Origin of the sequence: Hydrogenispora ethanolica (assembly GCF_004340685.1) — a bacterium.
Classification (GTDB): domain Bacteria; phylum Bacillota; class UBA4882; order UBA8346; family UBA8346; genus Hydrogenispora; species Hydrogenispora ethanolica.
On record NZ_SLUN01000061.1, the window covers coordinates 1 to 21,239 of the forward strand.

The window sequence follows — 21,239 nt, forward strand, 5'->3', positions numbered from 1 at the left end:
TTTTCAAGGTCCGTTTTGGGCTTGCTCATGGAACTTGGGGGGTTCGCTGAATCGGCTTTTTGAGGGCGTTTTCCCCTGTTCAGCGAACCCTAAATATTCGGCAGGCTTACGATAACTGCACTTCCCGCCAGACAAAGTTTTATATTTCTCGAAGCAACTGTTTAGGATTGACCTTTGCGTATGTTTCCCGGTGAAGCGCCGGATCATAAGTCTTACGGAAAAGAATCGTATTCCGTTTCGCTTTGGTTACCCAATCAAACCCTTGCGATATCAACCAGACAAAGAGGTCTTTGCACAAAAACCAACGATCCATGGCAATCCAGACTTTCGCCTTGTTGAGGCTTCGAAAATCCAGCAACATTTGTTTAGCTCAAGCTTGGTCTGTTTTTCGTTTTTCTGATCGGTCTTGACCCAGAAACGCCATAACATGGGGTACTCTAATCCGTTCTGAAGAACGGCCAATGTTGATATCAGATTCATACACCAGATATGTCGTTTATCTGAACTATCAAACAGCCAACAAAGAAACGGCAACTTTTTCCCGTGAGGATGCTCGATTTTCGTATCATCCAAAGCGATGATATCACCATCTTGTAAGCGACTTTCCGGTTTTGATTGAAAACGATCCAGTCGTCCTAAAGAAAACTGCAGCCATTGAAAAGGTTTTGATAAGAATCGACTGAAAGCGCATTGAGTAACGACTTTTCCGGAAAGCAACTGTTTCAACACCGGGGTTTCTTTTAAGAAGTTAGCAATTTGATTGGTCGAACCAGCATTATCGATCAATCCACAGATATAAGCAAACGCCAATTGCCAAACCGATAAACCGGAATGTTTTTGATAGCCCAACTGGGAGAAAAGCAGTGATAAATCAAACATTTCCCAAATTGTTTTCAGTACAGGAATTCCGCCGCCTTTACTATGATTTTTTTCCTCAAAGGTTGGTTTGCGCAAGATTTTCATTCGTATCACCCAAATCGTTTAGAGTGATGACAAAAATGTCATCCTCGCCGATTATGAGGGCGTTTCAGAAAAGTCAAGCCTTTTTGGTGCTTTTTTGAAAATATTTTTCGCTATTGTTTGGTTCTTCTTTCCATCAACCGCATAAGTCCTGTCAATATTTGTCATTAAGTATGGTTATCGTATTACTGAATCTGCTAAAGTATATTATATTATTCCATTACTTGGTTCTTTGGGGGGTATCATCCAATCATACACTGGAAAATACTTGACCTGGAGAAACCGGTACCACCAGTAGAAATCGAATGTTCATCTCATCATTTCCAGCGCTTTTTCGGTATCGATGGATGTAAGATGAACCCATGCGGGTCGAAAGCCGCTTTTTAGTGCATTGCGAGCCGAACCGATATTCGACCAAGCACAGCAGTAAAAAGGTACTTTCCCTCTCTTCAGAATTTCAACCGCAAGGTGAGAAGTAAGTGCCGCCGCAACACCATTTTTTCGATATTCAGGCAGGACATCGATACCAATCTGCCACATGGAGTCACAATCGGCCGAACAACCTGCCATTCCAATTATTTTGTCATTGTCATAAGCCGCTGCTACAAGCATATCAAGCTGTTTTCGCTTTTCACACAGTGCGTTACTCCATTGGCTCAAATAAAGCTGTGAAAAATCGTCAGGATTTAGAAGCTTCACCGGATAGGTGCAAGGAAGCGCGGCGAGGATATCGACATCCGGTAAAAAATATTCTGCCATAAAGCACGGTATCTTACCGTATTTTTCGAACTCCTTTGTCAGCAGGTAAAGATTGGGCGTTTCAAAACAATGTTCAATCGTACCATGATTGATATATTCCAAAATGAAGTCAGCGATTCTCTCATCAACGGAAGCGACGATGTTTGAACCGTAGGACACAAGATCGCAGAAAAACGGAAGACTCAGATACCGCCGGGCATTTTGATTCGGTTTTGAAATTACAACTACATTTTGCTTTGATGTTAAATCTTCAACCTTGCAATTCGAATCAATTGCGGTTTGCTCCATCGCAATTTTTAAAATTTCTTGATTCGTCATATTACCCTTTCCACCCTGAATAAATCATCTTTACTTTACTACGAAATATATTATGATACTATCCTACCACAAAACGGAAAAGCATCATATAACTTTATCCTATCAGCCGGGTCAGTTCGCCGGTATAGGTCAACGACAGCCGGTGCATTGCGCGGGTGCAGGCAATGTAAAGCAGGCTGCGGTCGTATTCGCCGGAGTAGGTCTCGTGATTGGCCGCGGGGATGATGGCCGCGTCAAATTCCAGCCCTTTGGACATTTGAATTGAGGTGACGGATATGCCATTGGTGAAGGTTGCGCTGTCCGGCGCAATCAGCCGCAGCTCGTAGTCCTGAGATAGTATATCATAAAGGGCTTTGGCCGCGCCGTTCGTTTTCAGGATAATTCCGAGTGTCACATTCCCGCTATGCTGAAAGGCGGCGATTTTTTCCTTGATCCGCGTCAGCTCTTCCTGCCCGTTACGGCAATAGACGAGGTCGGGGAGAGGGCCATGGCGCGGGACCGCCTCCAGCGCGACAACATTTTGGATGCGTTTGGCGAAGCTGATGATCTCATAGGTTGAGCGGTAGCTCCTATTCAGCGCGATCAATTCCGCGCCTTCGTAAAGCTCACACAGATCTGCGAGCGTATGGCAATGGTTCGGGTTGATAAACTGCCCGAAGTCGCCCAGGATCGTTTTCTGGCACTTGAAGAGGATATTCATCACCGCGTATTGCACTGGCGTGTAATCTTGCATTTCGTCGATGACCAGATGGCGGATAACCCGGCTCTCCCGCAAGCCCTCAAAAGCGGCGTGGAAGTACAGGAACGGGTATACGTCGGACCATTCGAGGGTCTTCTTCGCGGGCATCACCCATTGGTCCGCGATCTTCAGCTGCTTATAGAAATCCTGGTAGAGGGCCAGGGTATTCTTCACCTTCAGCATCGCGGTCAGGCTTTTCAAGATGGCCCGGGTATCCGGCAAAGGCTCCTCCATGAAGTTGTCGCTTTCAAAGCGGTCACGAATATCGTCCGCAATCATCTGCAGCCGCCGCTTGACCGGGTGTTTATGATACGCGGCAAATTGGCTGCGGATCCAGGCGCTTTGGACGGTGAATCTGCCAAAAGTATAGTCGGATGGTTCCAAGATAGTCTCGGGCATCCGGGCCAAGTACTCGTCCATCCGTTTTACAAAGTCCAGCGTGGACTTGAAGCGCACCCGCTCCGCCCACCTGGGGTCAGCGGTTTCCAACGGGTCCTGGTCGGGCTCGAAAGCGATGATGCCCTTCAGCTGAATCTCGGCTATATCGGCAAAGCTCATCCCATAAATCGGCTCCTCGCCCAATTCGGGCAGGACATTGGAAATATACTCCCCAAAAACCTTGTTGGGCGACAGGATGGCCACGTTCTTCGCGGATAACTCGTCTTTGAAGCGGTAGAGCAAGTAGGCGATCCGGTGCAGCGCAATGGATGTTTTGCCGGAACCGGCGACCCCTTGAATCAGAAGGGTCCCGGCCTTTTCGTTCCGGATAATCAGGTTCTGTTCCTTTTGAATGGTCGCGATGATCGATTTCATCTTTTGGTCCGAAGTATGGCAGAGTTCGCGCTGCAGAACATCATCTTGAATATTGAGCGAGCTCTCCAACACATACTCCATCGCGCCATTCTTGATCTTGAATTGCCGTTTCCGCGTCAGCTCGCCGTTGATGGGTCCGGCCGGGGCGAGGTATCCCGCCGGCCCGAGCTCGCAATCGTAAAACATGCCGGCGACCGGGGAGCGCCAGTCGGAAATCAGCAGCTGATTACCGTGGCTGAAAGCAAATCTGCCAATGTAAAAGGGGACGGGTGTTGCGGTGGATGCTTCCCAAAAATCGATCCGGGCGAAGTAAGGCGAGTCCAGCAGTTTCACCAGTTTATCCCGGAGCTTCACCGCAAAGGCGCCGTGGCTGTCAATTTGCCTCAAAGCGAGTTCATTCTGGAACATCTCGTGGGGGTCGATTTCGCCGCGATGCTGTACCATGTAGCGCTTGACATCCATGTATTCTTTGTCGAGGTGCCCGACGGAATCGTCGGCTTGCCGGATGGCCTCATCCAGCTTGCGCTCAATAGATTCAAGCTGCGCGATTTCATCGGGAAAAGCAGGCGTTTCGGCGGATGCTTCCGTTTGGCTTGCTTGAATGCGGGTCGGCTCCTGCGGTGCGCGGCCGTTCACTTGCTGTGCCTCAGTCATTCGAATCCTCTTCCTCCTTGGGTAAGATCATCCGCTGGGTCGGATATCCGAACTCCGTCAGCAGTTCCGCTTCGGCGAAGCCTAGCTCCTTGAGGGCTTTGCGATATCCGGTATCGGCTTTGTCGCCCTCTCGGAATGTGGTAATACTGATCGCCTTATTCTGCAGCAGCTCGCTGAAGGCCACGTTCAAGAAGTCCCGGGAAACACCCTGTTTGCGGTAGAGCGGATGGACCGCCAGAAAATCGATGCTGCCGGTTTCGTAGTTGATCATCATGGCGCCGATACAGAGGTCGCCCTCGGTCATCAGCAGCGCGCCGTTGCCCGCGATATAGCGTTTCAGGACCGTTACGTGCTCAGCCTCTTCAAGATGGGGAAAGCCGTCAATGGCCAGGCGCACCAAGTCCAGCCATCCCGGAATATCCGCTGCTTTGGCAAAGCGGACGGCCCGCGCGGCATTCTGCCGCGCCTTTTCCAGCGATTCGCGCTGGTCTTTGAAGTTGTATTCCAGCTGCAATGGATAAAACACCTCGTTTTTCCGAAATTGGAGAGGGGACTGCTTATACATCGCCTTGAACACACTGCTGAAAGCCTGCTGGCTGTCGTAACCCGCCAGAATCGCAATGTCCAGGATGGATTGATCCGAAAAAACCAGCAGTTTGGCTGCTTCGGTCAGTTGCCGGCGTTGCGCGTAATCATGAATCGTCAGCCCCACGGTAGCGGTGAAGAGGCGGTGCAGGTGGTATTTGGAATAATGCGCCGCGGCGGCGACAATATCCAGGTCGATCTTTTCGACGGACAAATGGGTTTCAATATAGTGGATTGCGGCAATCACGGTCTCAAGGTTTTTCATCGGTCTTTCCCCTTATGCGTTGCATAATAGCAATCATCGGATTGGAAACTTTCATGAATCTTGCGCTGATCGGGCCTCCCACCGGATGACTCATTGCGAATGGCACATATCCGGTAAAATGGCCGAATCAATTATATCAGGTTTGAAGGCGCCATTTTTCATCATTCTTGCGATTTATGCGGAAGCATATGCCGGAGGGAATACCAATGCCTTTTCGCAGTCCGGCTGCAGGTACCTGGAAATGTCTTTGATACCGGAGCGGAGTTTGTGGGTTTACGGCCCACCCCAAGGGGGGCCGAGTAAATTTTGGGAGGGAAACGGTCAAAGAGCGGATAGCCTAACAGGCTAGCATCGGAACACTTCGTAATCGCAGGATCCTGGTTTCGGACGACTCATACCTTCCCGCCGGATACTCATTCAGACCGGCAACCGGAAGGGGACGGGGTTAGGTTGGTTTAACTTTCGTGTGCGCTGATACCAAGTTAGCTGAAATTTGTAATGGAATCACCACACCAATGTCCAGCCTTGCTCCTTTTATAACTGAATGAGCTGATTCGGTTCTAAAATGAGCTTATTCACTAACTGAATCACCATCTCTCAGTTACCAAACGAGCATCTTCAGTAACTGAATGAGCATCTTCAGTAACTGAATGAGCATCTTCAGTAACTGAATGAGCATCTTCAGTAACTGAATGAGCATCTTCAGTAACTGAATGAACATGTTCAGTAACTGCAAAAGGATCTGCAGTTACTGAATAACCATCTTCAGTAACGAAATAAGCAATTTCAGTAACCGAATGACCATCTTCCGTTACTCAATGAACAGTTTCGGTAAGTGAATGAGCTTATTCCGTAACGGAATGACCATTTTGGGCAACTGCAGCGGAAGTTTCCGTAGCTGAATTACCGGACCTTCTTAATGTATACATGACTCGGGGCAGTGTTCTGCCAGTGGCGGGGTCCGTTTCGGCGAATTCGGCGCCCCGGATGAAATGGTTTCGTTCCAGGAGTTTGATGGATTTGGCGTGGCCCGGGTTGGGAACCGCTTCGATCCGTTGCAGCTTCATGCCGTGAAAGCCATACTCGATGACGGCAGCCACTGCTTCTTGCATGATTCCCCGGCCTTGCCAATCCGCCAGCAGTTCGTAGCCGATTTCGGCCTTGGACTCTTCCGGGGAGATATTCCAATAGCAGATCGAACCGATCAAGCGGTCCCGGCCCTGCAACGTGATGGCCCAGGTGATGGAGCGGTTTGCGGCAATATCCCGGATGAGCTCTTGCAGCTTGCGGCGGGCTTCTTCGTAGGTTTTGGGTTTGGCGTCATAGTTTTTAAGCAATCGTTCATCCGATTTCAGGATGAAGAATTGATCCAAATCCGCTTCGCTAAGCTGGCGCAAGACCAGGCGTTCGGTGGTCAGGTTCGGAAAGGGCGTGAAATTAATCATCAGCTTTGCTCCCTTTTTTCGTAAGAGTTCAACTTTCGCAATTGAAATTTACCAATAAACCCTTGAAATAATTAGGTATAGCATCATAACAAGAAGTCATCTTGATTTATAAATAAATAACTGGACTTCCATGTAAAAAAATATGCAAATGATTTAAGCGATTGAAAGCCGATGGGGACTATTCCTGCCCCCACACCCCCAGGACCAAAGGGTGTAGTGGGACACCCTTTGGAATCCGCCCAGTCGGAACCCAGGTTCCGACGCCTCCTCATTCATCCGGGGTTCTAGCATGCCGCCGCCATCCATGGCATTCTGACTGGCTACTATGTGTAGGCTTCCGCTGACGACCGCAGTTTTTCATCCGCGAAAAGATGCGTCGTCCGCCTTCATCCCTGAAGGCGGGTACCGTTTCGAAAGAAAGAGGCTTCGAATGGATATTTGAGTTTAATGAGAATCTCAAAAAGCCGAATAACAACCGTCTTCATAGAGGGAGACAGCGCCGCTTCTTTACGCGGAGGAAAAACGCGGTCGGAAACGGAAGCCTTAACTGGTTGCCAGACAGATAGCCAGGGATGGCAAAGACGTTCAAGAACCGGGAGGAATAAATCCGTAGGTTCTCAGCGACAGGAAGTCGTAAAGATAAGGCTCCATGGATGGATAAGGCCGAATCCAACGGTTTTTTGGTTACTTTTTTACCGCTAAAACCCGCCGCCGGAACCGTAGGCCAAAGGAACAAGCATCCAAAAGTTTTTCCCTTTACATTCCATACCTAATCTGTTTTTAGTCCGTTTGTCAGGGTATCTTTCTATTTTTCTTTTCATTGCTTAGTATACATGGTTTTGATTACTTTTTTCTCTGCGAAAGTTGATGTAAAAGTAAGAGTATTCTAACATAAAAACCGGACCGGGCTGCATGCGATTTTAGGATTGCGCGACGAAACCGGAGCAAGAGGGAATATCCTTTCGAACGGCGGAATCTCGGTTTTCCGGAGAACCGTCCCCAATATTTTAAAAATTTTTTCGGTCTGAAGCAGGGATGATTATAAAAGCGCTGTTACATGTAATCATTTTATTGTTGATTTTGGACAATCAATCTGATATAATGAAGCCATCGGATGAAGCCTAGGCAGCCGAAAAACTTTCAGGGACCCGTCTATCCCGAACATTTATTGGAGGTAATGACCATGATCAAAGCTCAATCCATCCTGGCCAAACTGGGCCGGACCGAGGAGATGCTGGCCGGTTTGTCGGCCCATGCCGAAGAGTTGGCCAAACGGGGCATCGACGCCGCCTTTATTACCCAATTGACCAGCATCCATGGCAACGCCCGCGACGCGCATGCCGAGCGTTTGGCCTTTAAGGCGCGGATGATGGAGAAGACCGTCGAGCGCCAGCAGTATCTCGACGCAATGCAAGCCCTGTACTCGGTGGCCCGTAAGCAGGTGAAGATCGAATTGCCGCCCGAGACCTGGCGGGAATTTGGTATCGTTGATCAGCGGTAAAGACAAGATATGAGATTATTTTGAAATATGTATGGGTACGGAAGAGGTAGGCGCGGCGAGTCAAGCCCGCCTACCGCGAAGCATACATATAAACTACCTCTACAATAAACATAATGACCTGGTATAATAGAGTCAATGGCTCAAAAGTTTCGTGCCATGCGAGATCATCTTTGTTTTGTCGTCGACCCGGAGTGATGTAAAAAAGCCGGGGGGTCGACGACAAATCAAAACCGGAATGGAGCATGCGGTTCAATAGAAAGTTGTGACGGAGAAGCCCGAAGGTTGATGGTCCGGGTTTAAAAAAGTCCATTTGGGAAGGGTTTTAGACTACCTATGAGGAATTGAAACCACTGATTTTCAATTTTGAAAACGGAACGATAACAATGTTTTAGACTACCTATGAGGAATTGAAACCCAGGAGCCATATCGGCCGCAAATTGTGCTTCTTCGTTTTAGACTACCTATGAGGAATTGAAACTCGTCAAAATACCAGGCGCGAGGCTCCCAATATTCTGTTTTAGACTACCTATGAGGAATTGAAACATATAAATATCTCCAGATAACTGAGCTTCCACCATCGTTTTAGACTACCTATGAGGAATTGAAACTAATCTAATTCCCATTCTTCAGCATCAGCGGACTTCGTTTTAGACTACCTATGAGGAATTGAAACACCATTGCCAATAATTCTCGCGGAGATTAGAGTAATTGTTTTAGACTACCTATGAGGAATTGAAACTAAAAAAAAGCGAAAATGCCGTTACCTTCCAATGTACGGGTTTTAGACTACCTATGAGGAATTGAAACTTTTTTGCTTATGCAATCTATATTCTCTATGCCATTCGTTTTAGACTACCTATGAGGAATTGAAACCAAGTTTTCCAAGTACCGGCTGGGAGTCCACTTTCGTTTTAGACTACCTATGAGGAATTGAAACAGAAGACAAGGTTGGAAACCCGAACAGGCCCGTTCGTTTTAGACTACCTATGAGGAATTGAAACTCAAACAATTTTTCTACGTATCCAATACTAATATGTTGGTTTTAGACTACCTATGAGGAATTGAAACCTTGTCAAGGAATATCTTTTTAAAATGGGGTGCTTGCGTTTTAGACTACCTATGAGGAATTGAAACTTCACCTCTTTTTTAAGATAAACGAATTGAACGATCTGTTTTAGACTACCTATGAGGAATTGAAACTATTTGGAACTGCGGTCGAAAAATCCGGTGATGGCGTTTTAGACTACCTATGAGGAATTGAAACTCAAGATTCAAAACAATATCCCCGCAATCATCGACTCGGGTTTTAGACTACCTATGAGGAATTGAAACTCGGCAATTCCAGTCCACGCAAACTTGATGATCCGCGTTTTAGACTACCTATGAGGAATTGAAACAGGGCATTAAAAATGTCTTTGGCGGTTCTGGATTCGCGTTTTAGACTACCTATGAGGAATTGAAACAAGTTCCTAACAAGATTGACAGTACGAACGCTAGGTTTTTAGATTACCTATGAGGAATTGAAACACATTCCTAACAGGTCGGAAATCGCGCTGGTGGTCGTTTTTAGATTACCTATGAGGAATTGAAACCGGTTCCGTGGCTGCACTCAACGGCGGACAACTCCAATGTTTTTAGATTACCTATGAGGAATTGAAACCCAGGCTCCGCTCTTGCGGCGTAAGGTCGGCCGCTTTGTTTTTAGATTACCTATGAGGAATTGAAACTGTTTGCCAGCTTCCCAGCACTTCAACTGACCTTCGGGTTTTTAGATTACCTATGAGGAATTGAAACAATAATGGTTGGACGGCAAGTGCGGAAAGATATTGGGCGTTTTTAGATTACCTATGAGGAATTGAAACTCAGAACTGCATCGTCGTTCGAACAAGGGCGGCCAGGTTTTTAGATTACCTATGAGGAATTGAAACATGATGTTGCTGAAATCTGAGACGATCTCACGTCCGGCGTTTTTAGATTACCTATGAGGAATTGAAACCCGTCGAGCAGGTAAAGGCGGTCCTGCAACGAAAAATGTTTTTAGTCTACCTATGAGGAATTGAAACTTTATCTTATTTTAATTATCACGTCGTGGGATTTTAAGTTTTTAGTCTACCTATGAGGAATTGAAACCTCGCCATTTAAGGCATCGCGATTTTCTAAAATTCCTTTCGATGGATTGAAACGCCGGGAATAAGAAAAAAGACTGATTGCTCAGTCTCGGATCGCGGGGGAAGGGACTTTCAAAGCCATGGTAAAGCCTTTTGAAACGGAAATCGCTTGATAAAGGTCGAAAAACGACTTTACCCTTGCTTCGCTGCGTTTTTGTAACCACCTTTTATCAGAACGCTGTTAGAACTTGACCGTGCGGGAGGCGCCTTTCATGTCCATGAAGGTGGCTTCGGCGTCCTCGATATAAAACGTTTCAAAGATTGAGTCGTCGGCGCTGTACATTTTTTTGAGCGTCGGCATGGCGTTCAGCGCGGCCTCTTTGGACTCCCGGCTGGTCTTGAAGACGGCCTTGCCCTTGAGGCGCAGCCATTCGCCGGTCTTGGAAGTAGTGCTGATCTCCAGGCGGGGATTGGCTCGGAGCTGCTTGTAGACATCCTTTTGATTGTTGGTCGCCAGATACAGCTTACCTTCCCATTCCATCGCGAAGCCGAAGGGACGCACTTTGGGAACGCCGCCGTCGACCGTAGCCAGGTAGAAGATGGGATTGTCCGTCAAAAACTGTAAAACTTCTTTCATCGCGCTTCTCCTTTGGTGATTTTTATGGTATTATTTTACGGCAGAGAAATAAAAATGCAAGTATGCAGTAATTCTTGACTAAGTATATTTTAGATAGCAATGGAGAAGCAAACGATGGGCAATTCACAAAAGGATGAAGCGCCGCTCGCCGACTGCCCGGTGACCTATGCCTTGCGGCTCATCGGCGGCAAGTGGCAGATTCCGATCCTGTGGGCGCTCTGCCAGAACCGGGTGCTGCGCTACCAGGAACTCAAGCGGAAGATCGCCGGGATCACCAACATGATGCTCGCCCAATCTCTCAAGGAGTTGGAGAGCAACGGACTGGTCACCCGGATTCAGTACACGGAGATACCGCCACGGGTCGAATACTCGCCGACCGAGGCGGCGCTGCGGCTGCTGCCGGCCCTGGAGGAACTGGGAAAATGGGGCGCGGAGATGAAACAGCGGTCCCTTCCGGTGGAAGGGCCGCAATGAAGGTCCGGATAAAAACACTCCGGTTAAAGTATCAGTATTTCGAGAAAAGAGCTGTTTCGAATGGAAATTAAAAATACCGCGGTCCGGTTCGGCTACGCCGCAGCGGATATTACCCCGGACTGGCCGGTGGAATTGGTCGGCTTTGCCCGTTTGGATAATACCTCGCAGGGCATATTCCAGCCATTGTATGCCCAAATTCTGCTCTGCCAAACGGATCACGAAAAATGCTGCTTGATTACGATCGATAGTATCGGTTTCACCGTCAACCTCACCCAAAAACTGCGCGACCTGGTGGCGGCCGAGCTTCAAAGCGGGCGCGCCAAGGTCATGGTATGTTTCTCCCATACTCATTCGGCCCCCAACGCGGGAACGGATGAAAGATACTATCAGCTTGTCTGTGACCGGGTTTTGGCTGCGGTCCGGGAAGCGCAAGGAAACATGGAGCAGTGGAACGCGGCATGGGCCGTCACCGAAACCAATATCGGCGTCAACCGGCGGGGGGAAAATTCGGTTCTGGATAACCGTCTCGGAATTTTGAAACTCGCCGACGGGATTTCAGGCGAGCCGAAGTTGCTGGTATTGCGGGTCACGGCCCACGCCAATGTGTTAACCAGTGATAACTACCGGATTTCCGCAGACTATTTCGGTCCGGCCCGGGAGCGGCTGGCAGAGAAGTATGGTTGCAAGGTGATGATGATCCAGGGCGCTTCCGGCGATGTCCGGCCGAGATACCAGCAGGAAAACGCGGAGTATCTGGAGATCCACGCGTTTGAGGCTTCCATGAAATCCTATAGCGATGTTGAAAAAGAGCGCTATTTCCAACAAAGCATGGCGGCCTTGGCGCAAATGGCGAATTCCATCGTCCAGTCCGTCACGGGAGTGTTGGAGGAGATGGTTCCCGCCCCGGTGTTCCGCTTGACAATGTTTTCGGAGCACCATCGCTTTTGGGCCGATGTTCCGGGCCTGGAGCGGGCCGCCCAAATTGCCGCCGAGGCCCAAAAAGAAGCCGCCATTGACGGCAGGGACTGGTTGCAAGAGGTGAAGCGGTTGCATCAAGATAAGATTCAGGCCCAGGAGGCGAAGATTGAGTTTCAATATTTTATTCTGAATGAAGGCTGCCTCTGCGGCATCGCCAATGAAGCCATGTGTGAAATCGCTTTGGATATTGTGGAGCGGACCCAAAATCCGCTCGTATTCTTCGGGGGATATGTCAATGGCATTGAAAGCTATCTGCCGACGGCGCAGGAATATGATAAAGGCGGCTACGAGGTATTATGGTCGAATCTGATCTATTTTCGGTACCATGGCCGGGTGATGCCGCTCAACCGCAATACGGCCCGGGATATGGTCGACATCGTCGCCGCAAGCTGGGCAAGATTGAATCACCGCGATATTACCGGCGAACAGTGATGGAATGTAGGATTGTTAAGCTTTGAAACGGACTGGATAATGCAAATCGTAGCCTTACTCACATTCCTTAGGAGGACGATTTGAATCCATTGATATTGAAGCCTTTGGAGGATAGGGATCTTCCGCTTGTGAAAGAGTGGCTTTATAAAGACTATATCCAAAAATGGTATGATGATCCGGAAGAATGGTTGTATGAAATGAAAGAACGGAAGGGTGCCTTTCATTTTATTAAGCATTTCATTGTTTTCGATGAAAATAACCCGATCGGATTTTGCCAATACTACGACTGTTTTGAGGCGAAAGAAGATTGGTACAGTGTCGATCAGCCCCAAAGAGTTTTTAGCATGGATTATTTAATCGGGGAAGAGACCTGCCTGGGGAGAGGGCTTGGCAAAGAAATTGTAAGAATCTTGAGCGATACAATCCGCGTGGTGGAAAAAGCTCATGAAATTGTAGTCCAGCCCGAAAAGGAAAATATCCCTTCTTGCAAGGCGCTATTAGCCAACAACTATGTCTATGATGAGGAAAAAGGTTATTACTCGAAAGTATTGATCCATTCGGTAGGCTGATGTAGTGTTACGCTTTGATGGCAATTGAGATGCATTTTAATCGGTGCATATCCAGCGATTCCTGAGTGGAACGGCGGTATCCTATACTTTTGGTCGAACCTGATCGATTTTCGATACCATGGCAGGGGTCATGCCACTCAATCGCAATATGACCCGGGATATGGTCGAGATCGTGGCGGGAAGTTGGGAACGTGGAAGATCTCTATTTTGTTGTCGACCCGGAAGTGATGTAAAAATGCCGGGGGGTCGACAACAAGTTAAAATCTGATGGAGAATGGGGTTCAATAGAAAGTTATGATGGGAAAGTCCGAAGATTTGACGGTTCGGGCTTAAAAAAGTCCATTTGGGAAGGGTTTTTAGACTACCTATGAGGAATTGAAACTCATGGTACGGCGAATTTGTTTGATGAGTTCTCAAAGTTTTTAGACTACCTATGAGGAATTGAAACTGCAATGGTTGGTTGCATCGGCTCCCGGAAAGGAAGCAGTTTTTAGACTACCTATGAGGAATTGAAACTTGCAAATTGGACAAATGTCAATTGGTGTTTTCTCGAGTTTTTAGACTACCTATGAGGAATTGAAACTCTGGCGACCGATACGGTCCTGGTTCTTGATGACGGTTTTTAGACTACCTATGAGGAATTGAAACAGCAGGTTACAATTGCCATGAGTATCCCTCCCTTCGTTTTTAGACTACCTATGAGGAATTGAAACTGACTTTTATACCAGCAAACTGATCTTCCCGGCTGCGTTTTTAGACTACCTATGAGGAATTGAAACCAATATAGTGTCCAACGGGCCGACGTGATGGAGATGTTTTTAGACTACCTATGAGGAATGAAACTCGAATGGTGCAACAAAAAGTATGGTGGTGAAGTGGTTTTTAGACTACCTATGAGGGATTGAAACTGGATCAGAACCTGTCGGATCAATGATTCTTGTTATGACAAATTCAAACATTTTTTGAAGGTTTTTTATGTATGATAGCGAAAAAGATATGGCAAATGATTTGGAAGATATTTTTATTGTCGGGAAATTGCGGTAAATCAAACTTAAAATTGGCTTTTTCATGGACGGAACATTTTAAATGGGTTTTGGCAATTCGTGATCGAAAGATAGGTTATTCAAAGGAGCAGAAATTGCGTTTAAAGATCAGCTTTAATTCCGATGCCCCCATCGACCTTCCGGTTCAATACAATCATTGGTTGCAAGCCACATTGTATGCGTCCTTGGATCCGGAGTTCGGCGCTTTTCTGCATGACCGGGGGTTTGACGGCGGGGGCCGTGTTTTCAAGCTTTTTACTTTCTCACGGCTCTTTGGGACTTTTCGGATTAATGGACCGCAAATAAGTTTCACGCCGCCGTTACAGTTGATCGTCGCGTCGCCGGTGGAGCGGTTTTGCCAGTCATTATTGAACGGATTGCTGACCAAGGGAGAAATCCGGCTGGGAGAAAACAGACTTGTTGTCGAAAGCGTTCAGGCCGAACACCCGGTAGTGGAAGGCGAGTCGCTGAAGTTGCACTTATTATCGCCGGTGACGGTTTATAGCACGTTACTCCGGCGGGATGGGCGAAAATATACTTGTTATTTCGCGCCGGGGGATCCGGAGTTCACCAGACTCGCCAAGGAAAACCTGGATAAGAAGTTTCGGGCGTTGGTAGGAACGGAACCGTCGCCTGGGATTATGACGATTCACCCGTTGCGACTGCCCCGATTGCATATTCTCGATTACAAAGGAAATGTAATCAAAGCGTATTCGGGAATGTTGCAGATGAACGGACCAAGAGAATTGTTGCAATTGGCGATCGATGCCGGACTGGGAAGCAAGAATGGCATGGGATTTGGGTGTGGGGAGATTAAGGGATGACGGAATTTTCATGTGCCAAGTGGTCCACTATTTTTAATCTGGCTTGAAGTTCTTTTTCTAGCAGTGGGACCAATTAATTATAATTCATTATTGTATCGGGGCGGTGGAATTCCAATGCTAAGTACGGTCAAGGAATTAGGGGAATTAATTTCAAATCAAAATCGTATCGGCAAATTGGCTTCTTTGGTTGAGAACCCTAAAGTCAAATCTTATTTGCACGCAATTATTATAGAGATCAATATTGATTCCGGTGAGGGAGTTTTGAAGGGAGTTAGTTTGGAAGAACTTTCAGACAGAAAAAAGATGTTGTATTTGTATCGTTCAGGATCTTCGCGAGGTACTGATTTAACACCGGTCGCTAAAATAACCGAAGTTGAAAAAACATTTAACAATAAAATTTTAGCTTGGTTTAAGTATGTTGAAGATAAGAAAAAACCTTTAAAATTAACAACAGAAGATTTAAATTTTCTTAGAATAATTTGGAAAATACTTCAGGAAAGCAATAAAGATTTGCTGAATGATCTAAATACAAAATTAGGAACGCTTTCTAAAGAAGAAAACGCAATTTTGACAATTAAGATTAATAACAAATATATCGGTGAATTTGAACTCTTTTCAAGAATTTTATTGGGTTTGGAAAGCTTAAAAGATGACTCTATTGGTGAGTCCAACAAGGTATGTTCAGTCTGTGGTAAACGACAGGAAAAAGTTTCAGGTAATATCAATACTTTTAAATTCTATACCATTGATAAACCGGGCTTTATTGTTGGAGGATTTAATGAAAAATTATCATGGCGAAATTTCCCGGTTTGTCAGGATTGTAAATTGGCTTTGGAAACCGGACGCGAATTTATCGAATCTAAGCTGAACTTTAAGTTTGTATACGGACTGAACTATTTTTTACTCCCTAAGTTTCTTTTAGGAACCTCTACTATTTCCAAAGAAATTATTGATTACTTTACTGATGGTCCTAAAAAAATCTCCATGGCTAATGATATCGTAAAACGGATTACCGCCGATGAACAGGATATTCTGGCCCTTTTGAGCAGTGAAAATGATGTTATGACGATACAATTTCTTTTCATGCGCGGAGAACAAAGCGCGGAGAGAATTTTGTTGTTAATTGAGGATGTTTATCCATCCATGTTGCGGAAAATTTTTGACGCCAAAGAAAAAACAGATTATACATGGAGGTGTGTTGAACGGGAGTTTAACTTCGGGATATTACGAAAGTTTTTCATTAAATCCGATGAAAATAAGCATGATCCGGACTTAGATAAGTATTTCCTACAAATCGTGGAGGATGTTTTTAGGCTCCGAACTATAGAAAAACATTTTGTTCTTAAGTTTATCATGAAAAAAATTCGTTATGACTTTAATAATGAGTATGAATCGTTTCATTGGACGGTTTTGGATGGAATCGTAAGTCTGACATTTTTAATAAAACTTAGTTTAGTCAGTTATAAGGAGGTGAAAAATGTGATCAAGAGTCAATTTGACGATGTCTTCGCCAATATTGCGCCGATGCTCACAGAATCAGCAGCTAAGGGAATTTTTCTTTTAGGGGCTTTGACGAAACTTTTATTAAACAAACAATATGTAGACCGTGGTAATGAACCATTCGCTAAACAATTAAAGGGACTACGCTTAACCGAAAGGGATATACGAGGTTTATTGCCGAAAGTTCAAAACAAGTTGATTGAATATGAATCTTTTGATAAAGGCAAGCGACAAATGGCGGAAGAAATTTCGTTACACTTATTGTCTGCTGGCGAAAATTGGCCTCTTACCTTGGATGAAATTAACTTTTATTTTGCAACGGGTATGAACTTGGCTAATTTGATCGCTAAAACAATTTATCCTAAAAAGGAGGAGGCAGTATAAAAATGAGTAACATTAACCGTTCTGAAATTCTTTTTCTTTATGATGCTACGGATGCTAATCCGAATGGAGATCCAATCGACGAAAACAAACCCAGAATTGACGAAGAGACCGGTTTGAATTTAGTCACCGATGTCCGATTGAAACGTACAATCAGAGATTATCTGTATTCCTATAAAAAAAAGGATATCTTCGTGCTGGAAACCAGGGATAAAAAAGGGGAATTACGTACTAAAGAAGAACGATTGGGTGATTATAAAAATAACTTTGATGATTTGTTGATCAAATGCATTGATTTGAGGCTTTTTGGCGCGACCATCGCAGTGAAAGAAAAGACTTTGACATTGACCGGTCCGGTTCAATTTAAGTTTGGACGTTCACTACATCGGGTTGATTTAACTTATATTAAGGGTACTACAGTAATGCCTTCGAAAGAAGGTAATAAACAGGGTACTTTTACCGAAAAGTATATTCTTCCGTATTCATTAATTGCATTTTATGGGGTAGTTAACGAGAATGCAGCTAATGAACAACAAATTCCGCTCACACCGGAAGATATTGATTTAATGTTAGAAGCTATGTGGAATGGCACCAAAAATTTACTTTCCGGTTCCAAAACCGGCCAAATGCCGCGCTTGTTATTACTAGTTGAGCATAAAGAGGGACATTCCCACTTCGGTGAACTAGACAAGCGAATCAAGTTTGTCACTGATAAAGATGATGCTGCATTGCGGGATGTCAGTGATGGTAGACTTGAGGTAGATGCTTTGCGAGAATTATTACTGGCAAATAAAGATGAGATCTCCAGGATTAAAATTATAATAGACGACCGGGTAAATCTGACAATGGCCGGTAAAAAAGTAACCGTCGCCGAAGTCTTCGCCGAATTGCCATTTGAAACGATTAAGTATTAGAGGCGCTGGACGATGAAAATATTGGTCTTTGATATTTGGTCGGACTTTGGCCATTTTAGAAAGTATTATACTACATCATCTCCCTTGACTTTTTCGTTTCCGCCACCTCCAACCGTGGCTGGGATGTTAGGGGCTATCATCGGTAGTAATAAAGAAAGCTATCTGCGAGACTTTTCCTTGGATAATATGCGGTTAGGTATCCAGCTAATTAATCCAGTACGTAAAATCCGTCTTGGCATTAATCTGATTAATACTAAGGATAATTATTGGAAACCGGTTCATAAAAAAAAGCATGCACCACGAACCCCTATTAGAACTGAATTCTTGCACAATCCGGCTTTTCGGATTTACATCCATCACCAGGATGATGCCTTATTCACTAAGCTGGCGAATTTAGTAAAGCGGCATTATGCTCATTATACGTTATCAATGGGTTTAAGCGAATTACTGGCCGATTTTCGGTGGGTCGGACTCTATGAGGGTCAGTTGAGGCCCCCCAACTTGGATGAATTAGTCTCGGTAATCCCGGAGAAGTACTTTAAGGGGGATAATTTGATCCTGGAGACGGAACGGCGTTATTTTAAAGAAAGGATTCCAGTTTATATGACCCCGGAGCGGATCGTTGAGAGCTATGACAATGTTATCTGGGAGGCCGAAGGGAAACCATTGCGGCTCGGAAATCGAACCAAGGAACAAATTATTGTATTAGAGAATGGGGATAAAATCTGTTATTTCTAACTCATCCTTAATAAAACAAGAGGGGATTGGTTCTAGACTCGAAATTATGAGGGAGTCATCATGGAAACTAGATCAATGCTTTATTCACATCCGGATAAATTTCTAACGGACCATCTCTATGGTGTTGTACAACTTGGCCAATATTTTTTTGATGAAAAGAAGACCAGGCTATTACCCACCATGGACGCTAGGACAATAATCGATATTATCGGAACGGCCCATGATCTTGGTAAGGCGACCTGTTTTTTTCAAAACTATTTGACAGCTTCCGAAATGGAAAAACTCCGGCTAAAAAAGGCTGAGCGAACTCATCATGGGCTTTTTTCGGCTGTCTGTGGATATTTTTTGGCAAAAACGATGTTTACGGATGGCTTTACGGAAGAAGTCTATCCCTTGCTTTGCTTCCTGGTCATTCGCCGCCATCATGGAAATCTAAGCGACATTATGACGGAAACCATTTTAACCGCGACCGATTATGCTACTTTTCAAGAACAATTAGATGGAATCAATCCGATTCAGTTTGACTTATTACTAAACGAACTACAAAGTCATGGACTTGCGACTGGAGTATCTTTCGAGAGATTGAAAGAGTGGTTTCGTAAAATAAAAACAGAGAACCTCCGGCTAAAGGCCAAGCAGTTTCGTGTCAAGCATGATTTGAAATTATATTTCCTGATTGATTTTTTCTATTCCCTGCTAGTTGATGCAGATAAAAGTGAAGCTGCCATCGGAGTTGAGACTATTCTTAAGATAAAACGTTACAATTTGGGAGCAGACTTAGTTGAGCATTATAAACAAGTAGGAGGGTTCATCAATACCCCTTTAAATCAGCTTCGGGAACAGGCATATCAAGAGGTTCTGGATCAAAACTATCATAACTTACAACCTGGAGTATATACTATCAATCTCCCTACGGGCTTGGGCAAGACTCTGGCCGCTTTTTCGTTTGCCTTTCAACTTAAGAAAACCTTAATGGATATTAGAAAAGTTAACTACCGGATTATTTATGCCTTACCTTTTATGAGCATTATCGACCAGAACCATCAGGTTATGGAAAAAATCCTGCAAACAAATGGAATTGCCAGAGATAACAATATTTTGTTGAAACATCATTATTTAACCTCCAAAGGCTATGAAACGGATGCCACTGAGTTTGAGCCGGAGATGGCGAAAATTATGGTAGAGGGCTGGTATTCAGAAATTATTATTACTACCTTCGTTCAGTTATTTCAAACGTTACTCACCGGTAGAAATAGAGCAGTTCGGAAGTTTCATCGTTTTAGCAATTCGATTATTATTTTAGATGAAGTTCAATCGGTACGCTATGAACTCTGGCCACTGATCCGGGAGATGCTGCATTTTTTAACCACTCATTTTGAATGTTACGTTATATTTGTAACCGCCACCGATCCTCTGATCTTTCGAAGGGATGAGGTGGTCCCATTAGTGAAGCGGGAAAAGTATTTTCAGGTTTTAAACCGTTTGCGGGTTTGGGTGGATCTGAAAGCTGTATCGATTAAACAATTGATTAAAGAGTTAAAATTAGATTCAGGCAAGTCGTACCTGTTTATTTTGAATACCATTGGTTCAGCACAGAACTTTTTTCACATGCTTCAGGAACAGGTTACGGAAGAAGTCCTCTTTCTTTCAAGTCAGATCACCCCAAAAGAACGCTTAGAGCGGATTGAACGGATTAAATCCGGTGCGATCCGCTTGGCGGTTACTACGCAATTAGTGGAAGCGGGAGTGGATATTGATTTTAATATTGTATACCGGGATTTTGCGCCGTTTGACTCGATTAATCAGGCGGCAGGTCGTTGTAATCGTAACGGTTTGAGTCCTGGTGAGTTTTATATTATAAAATTAATCGACGATCAAAATAAACCTTATTGCCGCTTGATTTATAGCCCAGCTCAGTTGGACATTACCGAAGCGTTACTTCGCCAAACAAATGAGTATCGGGAAAAAGACTTTTTGGGATTGATTGACGAATATTATGAACTGGTTCATAGTAAATGTTCTTTTGATGCCTCAGCCAACTACCTTGATGCTGTTTATAATTTGCGGTATAAGCAGGAAGATTCTTGTACGGAACTTGAGAATGGTAGTCTGGATATTGACTCTTTTCAACTGATTAAGTCTTATCCAAAGGTTGATGCTTTCATAATAGTAGATGATACGGCAGAAATGCTTTGGGACCAGTTTTTAGAGATAAATAAAGTAGATAATATTTTTGAGAAACGAAGCGCATTTGAAAAGGTCAAAGCTGAATTTTATCAATATGTGATCTCGATCCCAGCTACCGTGAAAAATATTCCACCTGAGGCTGGTGGATTCTTTTTTGTACCCCGTTTGCAATTAAAAGAGTTTTATGATCAAAAAACGGGATTTAAGGCTAAGGGCACTAAGACGATTTGGTAGAAATCGAATGGTTAATGACTTTACTTGATTCAATTTAGGTAGAGAAATTATTTTTTTGGATAATATCTAATAGTACTTTAGACTTGTAATTAGGGTTCGCTGAACAGAGAAAAAAGCCTTGATAATACTAAGTTTAAGAGCTATTTGTGGTATAATAGATCCAAGGAAAACAGCGATAAAA

Annotated in this window: 15 protein-coding genes and 2 CRISPR repeat arrays; of the genes, 9 read left to right on the forward strand and 6 right to left on the reverse strand. The window is 44.8% G+C overall.

Going from position 1 to position 21,239, the window contains the following annotated elements; translation table 11 throughout:
• Positions 1-270: 270 nt before the first annotated feature.
• The 5 genes from EDC14_RS25615 to EDC14_RS25635 form a co-directional block, all read right to left on the reverse strand.
• On the reverse strand, positions 271-963 hold the full coding sequence (locus EDC14_RS25615; protein WP_165908329.1) for a hypothetical protein: 693 nt from the start codon (positions 961-963) through the stop codon (positions 271-273).
• 306 nt (positions 964-1,269) lie between these two features.
• A complete protein-coding gene (locus EDC14_RS25620; protein WP_132017959.1) occupies positions 1,270-2,037 on the reverse strand; it encodes a GNAT family N-acetyltransferase in 768 nt (255 codons plus the stop codon).
• 94 nt (positions 2,038-2,131) lie between these two features.
• Positions 2,132-4,243 (reverse strand): HelD family protein, encoded by a 2,112-nt coding sequence (locus EDC14_RS25625; protein ID WP_132017962.1) that lies wholly within the window; start codon positions 4,241-4,243, stop codon positions 2,132-2,134.
• Positions 4,236-5,093, reverse strand: a complete 858-nt coding sequence (locus EDC14_RS25630; RefSeq protein ID WP_132017965.1) for a helix-turn-helix domain-containing protein — start codon at positions 5,091-5,093, stop codon at positions 4,236-4,238. Before EDC14_RS25630 ends, EDC14_RS25625 begins: the two co-directional genes overlap by 8 nt.
• A gap of 845 nt (positions 5,094-5,938) precedes the next feature.
• Positions 5,939-6,538 carry a GNAT family N-acetyltransferase gene (locus EDC14_RS25635; protein WP_132017968.1) on the reverse strand — a complete coding sequence of 200 codons (600 nt, stop codon included), beginning with the start codon at positions 6,536-6,538 and terminating at the stop codon, positions 5,939-5,941.
• Positions 6,539-7,721: 1,183 nt separating this feature from the next.
• On the opposite strand from EDC14_RS25635, the gene EDC14_RS25640 reads away from it, so the two are divergent.
• Complete coding sequence (locus EDC14_RS25640; protein WP_132017971.1) at positions 7,722-8,039, forward strand: hypothetical protein; 318 nt, start codon at positions 7,722-7,724, stop codon at positions 8,037-8,039.
• Between the two features lie 319 nt (positions 8,040-8,358).
• A CRISPR array of direct repeats spans positions 8,359-10,169; the repeat unit is 29 nt; unit sequence GTTTTAGACTACCTATGAGGAATTGAAAC.
• Positions 10,170-10,388: 219 nt separating this feature from the next.
• On the opposite strand, the gene EDC14_RS25645 is transcribed toward EDC14_RS25640, so the two are convergent.
• A complete protein-coding gene (locus EDC14_RS25645) occupies positions 10,389-10,784 on the reverse strand; it encodes a pyridoxamine 5'-phosphate oxidase family protein (RefSeq protein ID WP_132017974.1) in 396 nt (131 codons plus the stop codon).
• Positions 10,785-10,898: 114 nt separating this feature from the next.
• Between EDC14_RS25645 and EDC14_RS25650 the strand changes: the two genes are divergently transcribed.
• From EDC14_RS25650 to cas3, 8 genes are all read left to right on the forward strand, one after another.
• Positions 10,899-11,258, forward strand: coding sequence for a winged helix-turn-helix transcriptional regulator (locus EDC14_RS25650; RefSeq protein ID WP_243663121.1), 360 nt, complete (start codon positions 10,899-10,901; stop codon positions 11,256-11,258).
• A gap of 60 nt (positions 11,259-11,318) precedes the next feature.
• Positions 11,319-12,668 (forward strand): hypothetical protein, encoded by a 1,350-nt coding sequence (locus EDC14_RS25655; RefSeq protein ID WP_132017980.1) that lies wholly within the window; start codon positions 11,319-11,321, stop codon positions 12,666-12,668.
• An 80-nt stretch (positions 12,669-12,748) separates the two neighbouring features.
• Positions 12,749-13,237 (forward strand): GNAT family N-acetyltransferase, encoded by a 489-nt coding sequence (locus tag EDC14_RS25660; protein WP_243663122.1) that lies wholly within the window; start codon positions 12,749-12,751, stop codon positions 13,235-13,237.
• Positions 13,238-13,589: 352 nt separating this feature from the next.
• Positions 13,590-14,145: direct repeats of the CRISPR family, unit length 30 nt; unit sequence GTTTTTAGACTACCTATGAGGAATTGAAAC.
• Between the two features lie 230 nt (positions 14,146-14,375).
• A complete protein-coding gene (gene cas6, locus EDC14_RS25665) occupies positions 14,376-15,104 on the forward strand; it encodes a CRISPR-associated endoribonuclease Cas6 (protein WP_243663123.1) in 729 nt (242 codons plus the stop codon).
• A 114-nt stretch (positions 15,105-15,218) separates the two neighbouring features.
• Positions 15,219-16,988: a TIGR02556 family CRISPR-associated protein gene (locus EDC14_RS25670; RefSeq protein WP_132017986.1), complete on the forward strand. Its 1,770-nt coding sequence runs from the start codon at positions 15,219-15,221 to the stop codon at positions 16,986-16,988.
• A 2-nt stretch (positions 16,989-16,990) separates the two neighbouring features.
• Complete coding sequence (gene cas7b / locus EDC14_RS25675) at positions 16,991-17,899, forward strand: type I-B CRISPR-associated protein Cas7/Csh2 (RefSeq protein WP_132017989.1); 909 nt, start codon at positions 16,991-16,993, stop codon at positions 17,897-17,899.
• Positions 17,900-17,911: 12 nt separating this feature from the next.
• A complete protein-coding gene (gene cas5b, locus EDC14_RS25680; RefSeq protein WP_132017992.1) occupies positions 17,912-18,637 on the forward strand; it encodes a type I-B CRISPR-associated protein Cas5b in 726 nt (241 codons plus the stop codon).
• Between the two features lie 60 nt (positions 18,638-18,697).
• A complete protein-coding gene (gene cas3, locus EDC14_RS25685; RefSeq protein ID WP_132017995.1) occupies positions 18,698-21,058 on the forward strand; it encodes a CRISPR-associated helicase Cas3' in 2,361 nt (786 codons plus the stop codon).
• Positions 21,059-21,239: the final 181 nt, after the last annotated feature.

Excerpts from the sequence above, each read along its gene's own strand:
- EDC14_RS25625 (WP_132017962.1), bottom strand. The coding sequence starts at position 4,243 with ATGACTGAGGCACAGCAAGTGAACGGCCGCGCACCGCAGGAGCCGACC.
- EDC14_RS25650 (WP_243663121.1), top strand. The coding sequence starts at position 10,899 with ATGGGCAATTCACAAAAGGATGAAGCGCCGCTCGCCGACTGCCCGGTG.
- EDC14_RS25645 (WP_132017974.1), bottom strand. The coding sequence starts at position 10,784 with ATGAAAGAAGTTTTACAGTTTTTGACGGACAATCCCATCTTCTACCTG.
- cas3 (WP_132017995.1), top strand. The coding sequence starts at position 18,698 with ATGGAAACTAGATCAATGCTTTATTCACATCCGGATAAATTTCTAACG.
- EDC14_RS25630 (WP_132017965.1), bottom strand. The coding sequence starts at position 5,093 with ATGAAAAACCTTGAGACCGTGATTGCCGCAATCCACTATATTGAAACC.
- cas5b (WP_132017992.1), top strand. The coding sequence starts at position 17,912 with ATGAAAATATTGGTCTTTGATATTTGGTCGGACTTTGGCCATTTTAGA.
- EDC14_RS25640 (WP_132017971.1), top strand. The coding sequence starts at position 7,722 with ATGATCAAAGCTCAATCCATCCTGGCCAAACTGGGCCGGACCGAGGAG.
- EDC14_RS25670 (WP_132017986.1), top strand. The coding sequence starts at position 15,219 with ATGCTAAGTACGGTCAAGGAATTAGGGGAATTAATTTCAAATCAAAAT.
- EDC14_RS25615 (WP_165908329.1), bottom strand. The coding sequence starts at position 963 with ATGAAAATCTTGCGCAAACCAACCTTTGAGGAAAAAAATCATAGTAAA.
- EDC14_RS25655 (WP_132017980.1), top strand. The coding sequence starts at position 11,319 with ATGGAAATTAAAAATACCGCGGTCCGGTTCGGCTACGCCGCAGCGGAT.
- EDC14_RS25635 (WP_132017968.1), bottom strand. The coding sequence starts at position 6,538 with ATGATTAATTTCACGCCCTTTCCGAACCTGACCACCGAACGCCTGGTC.
- cas7b (WP_132017989.1), top strand. The coding sequence starts at position 16,991 with ATGAGTAACATTAACCGTTCTGAAATTCTTTTTCTTTATGATGCTACG.
- EDC14_RS25620 (WP_132017959.1), bottom strand. The coding sequence starts at position 2,037 with ATGACGAATCAAGAAATTTTAAAAATTGCGATGGAGCAAACCGCAATT.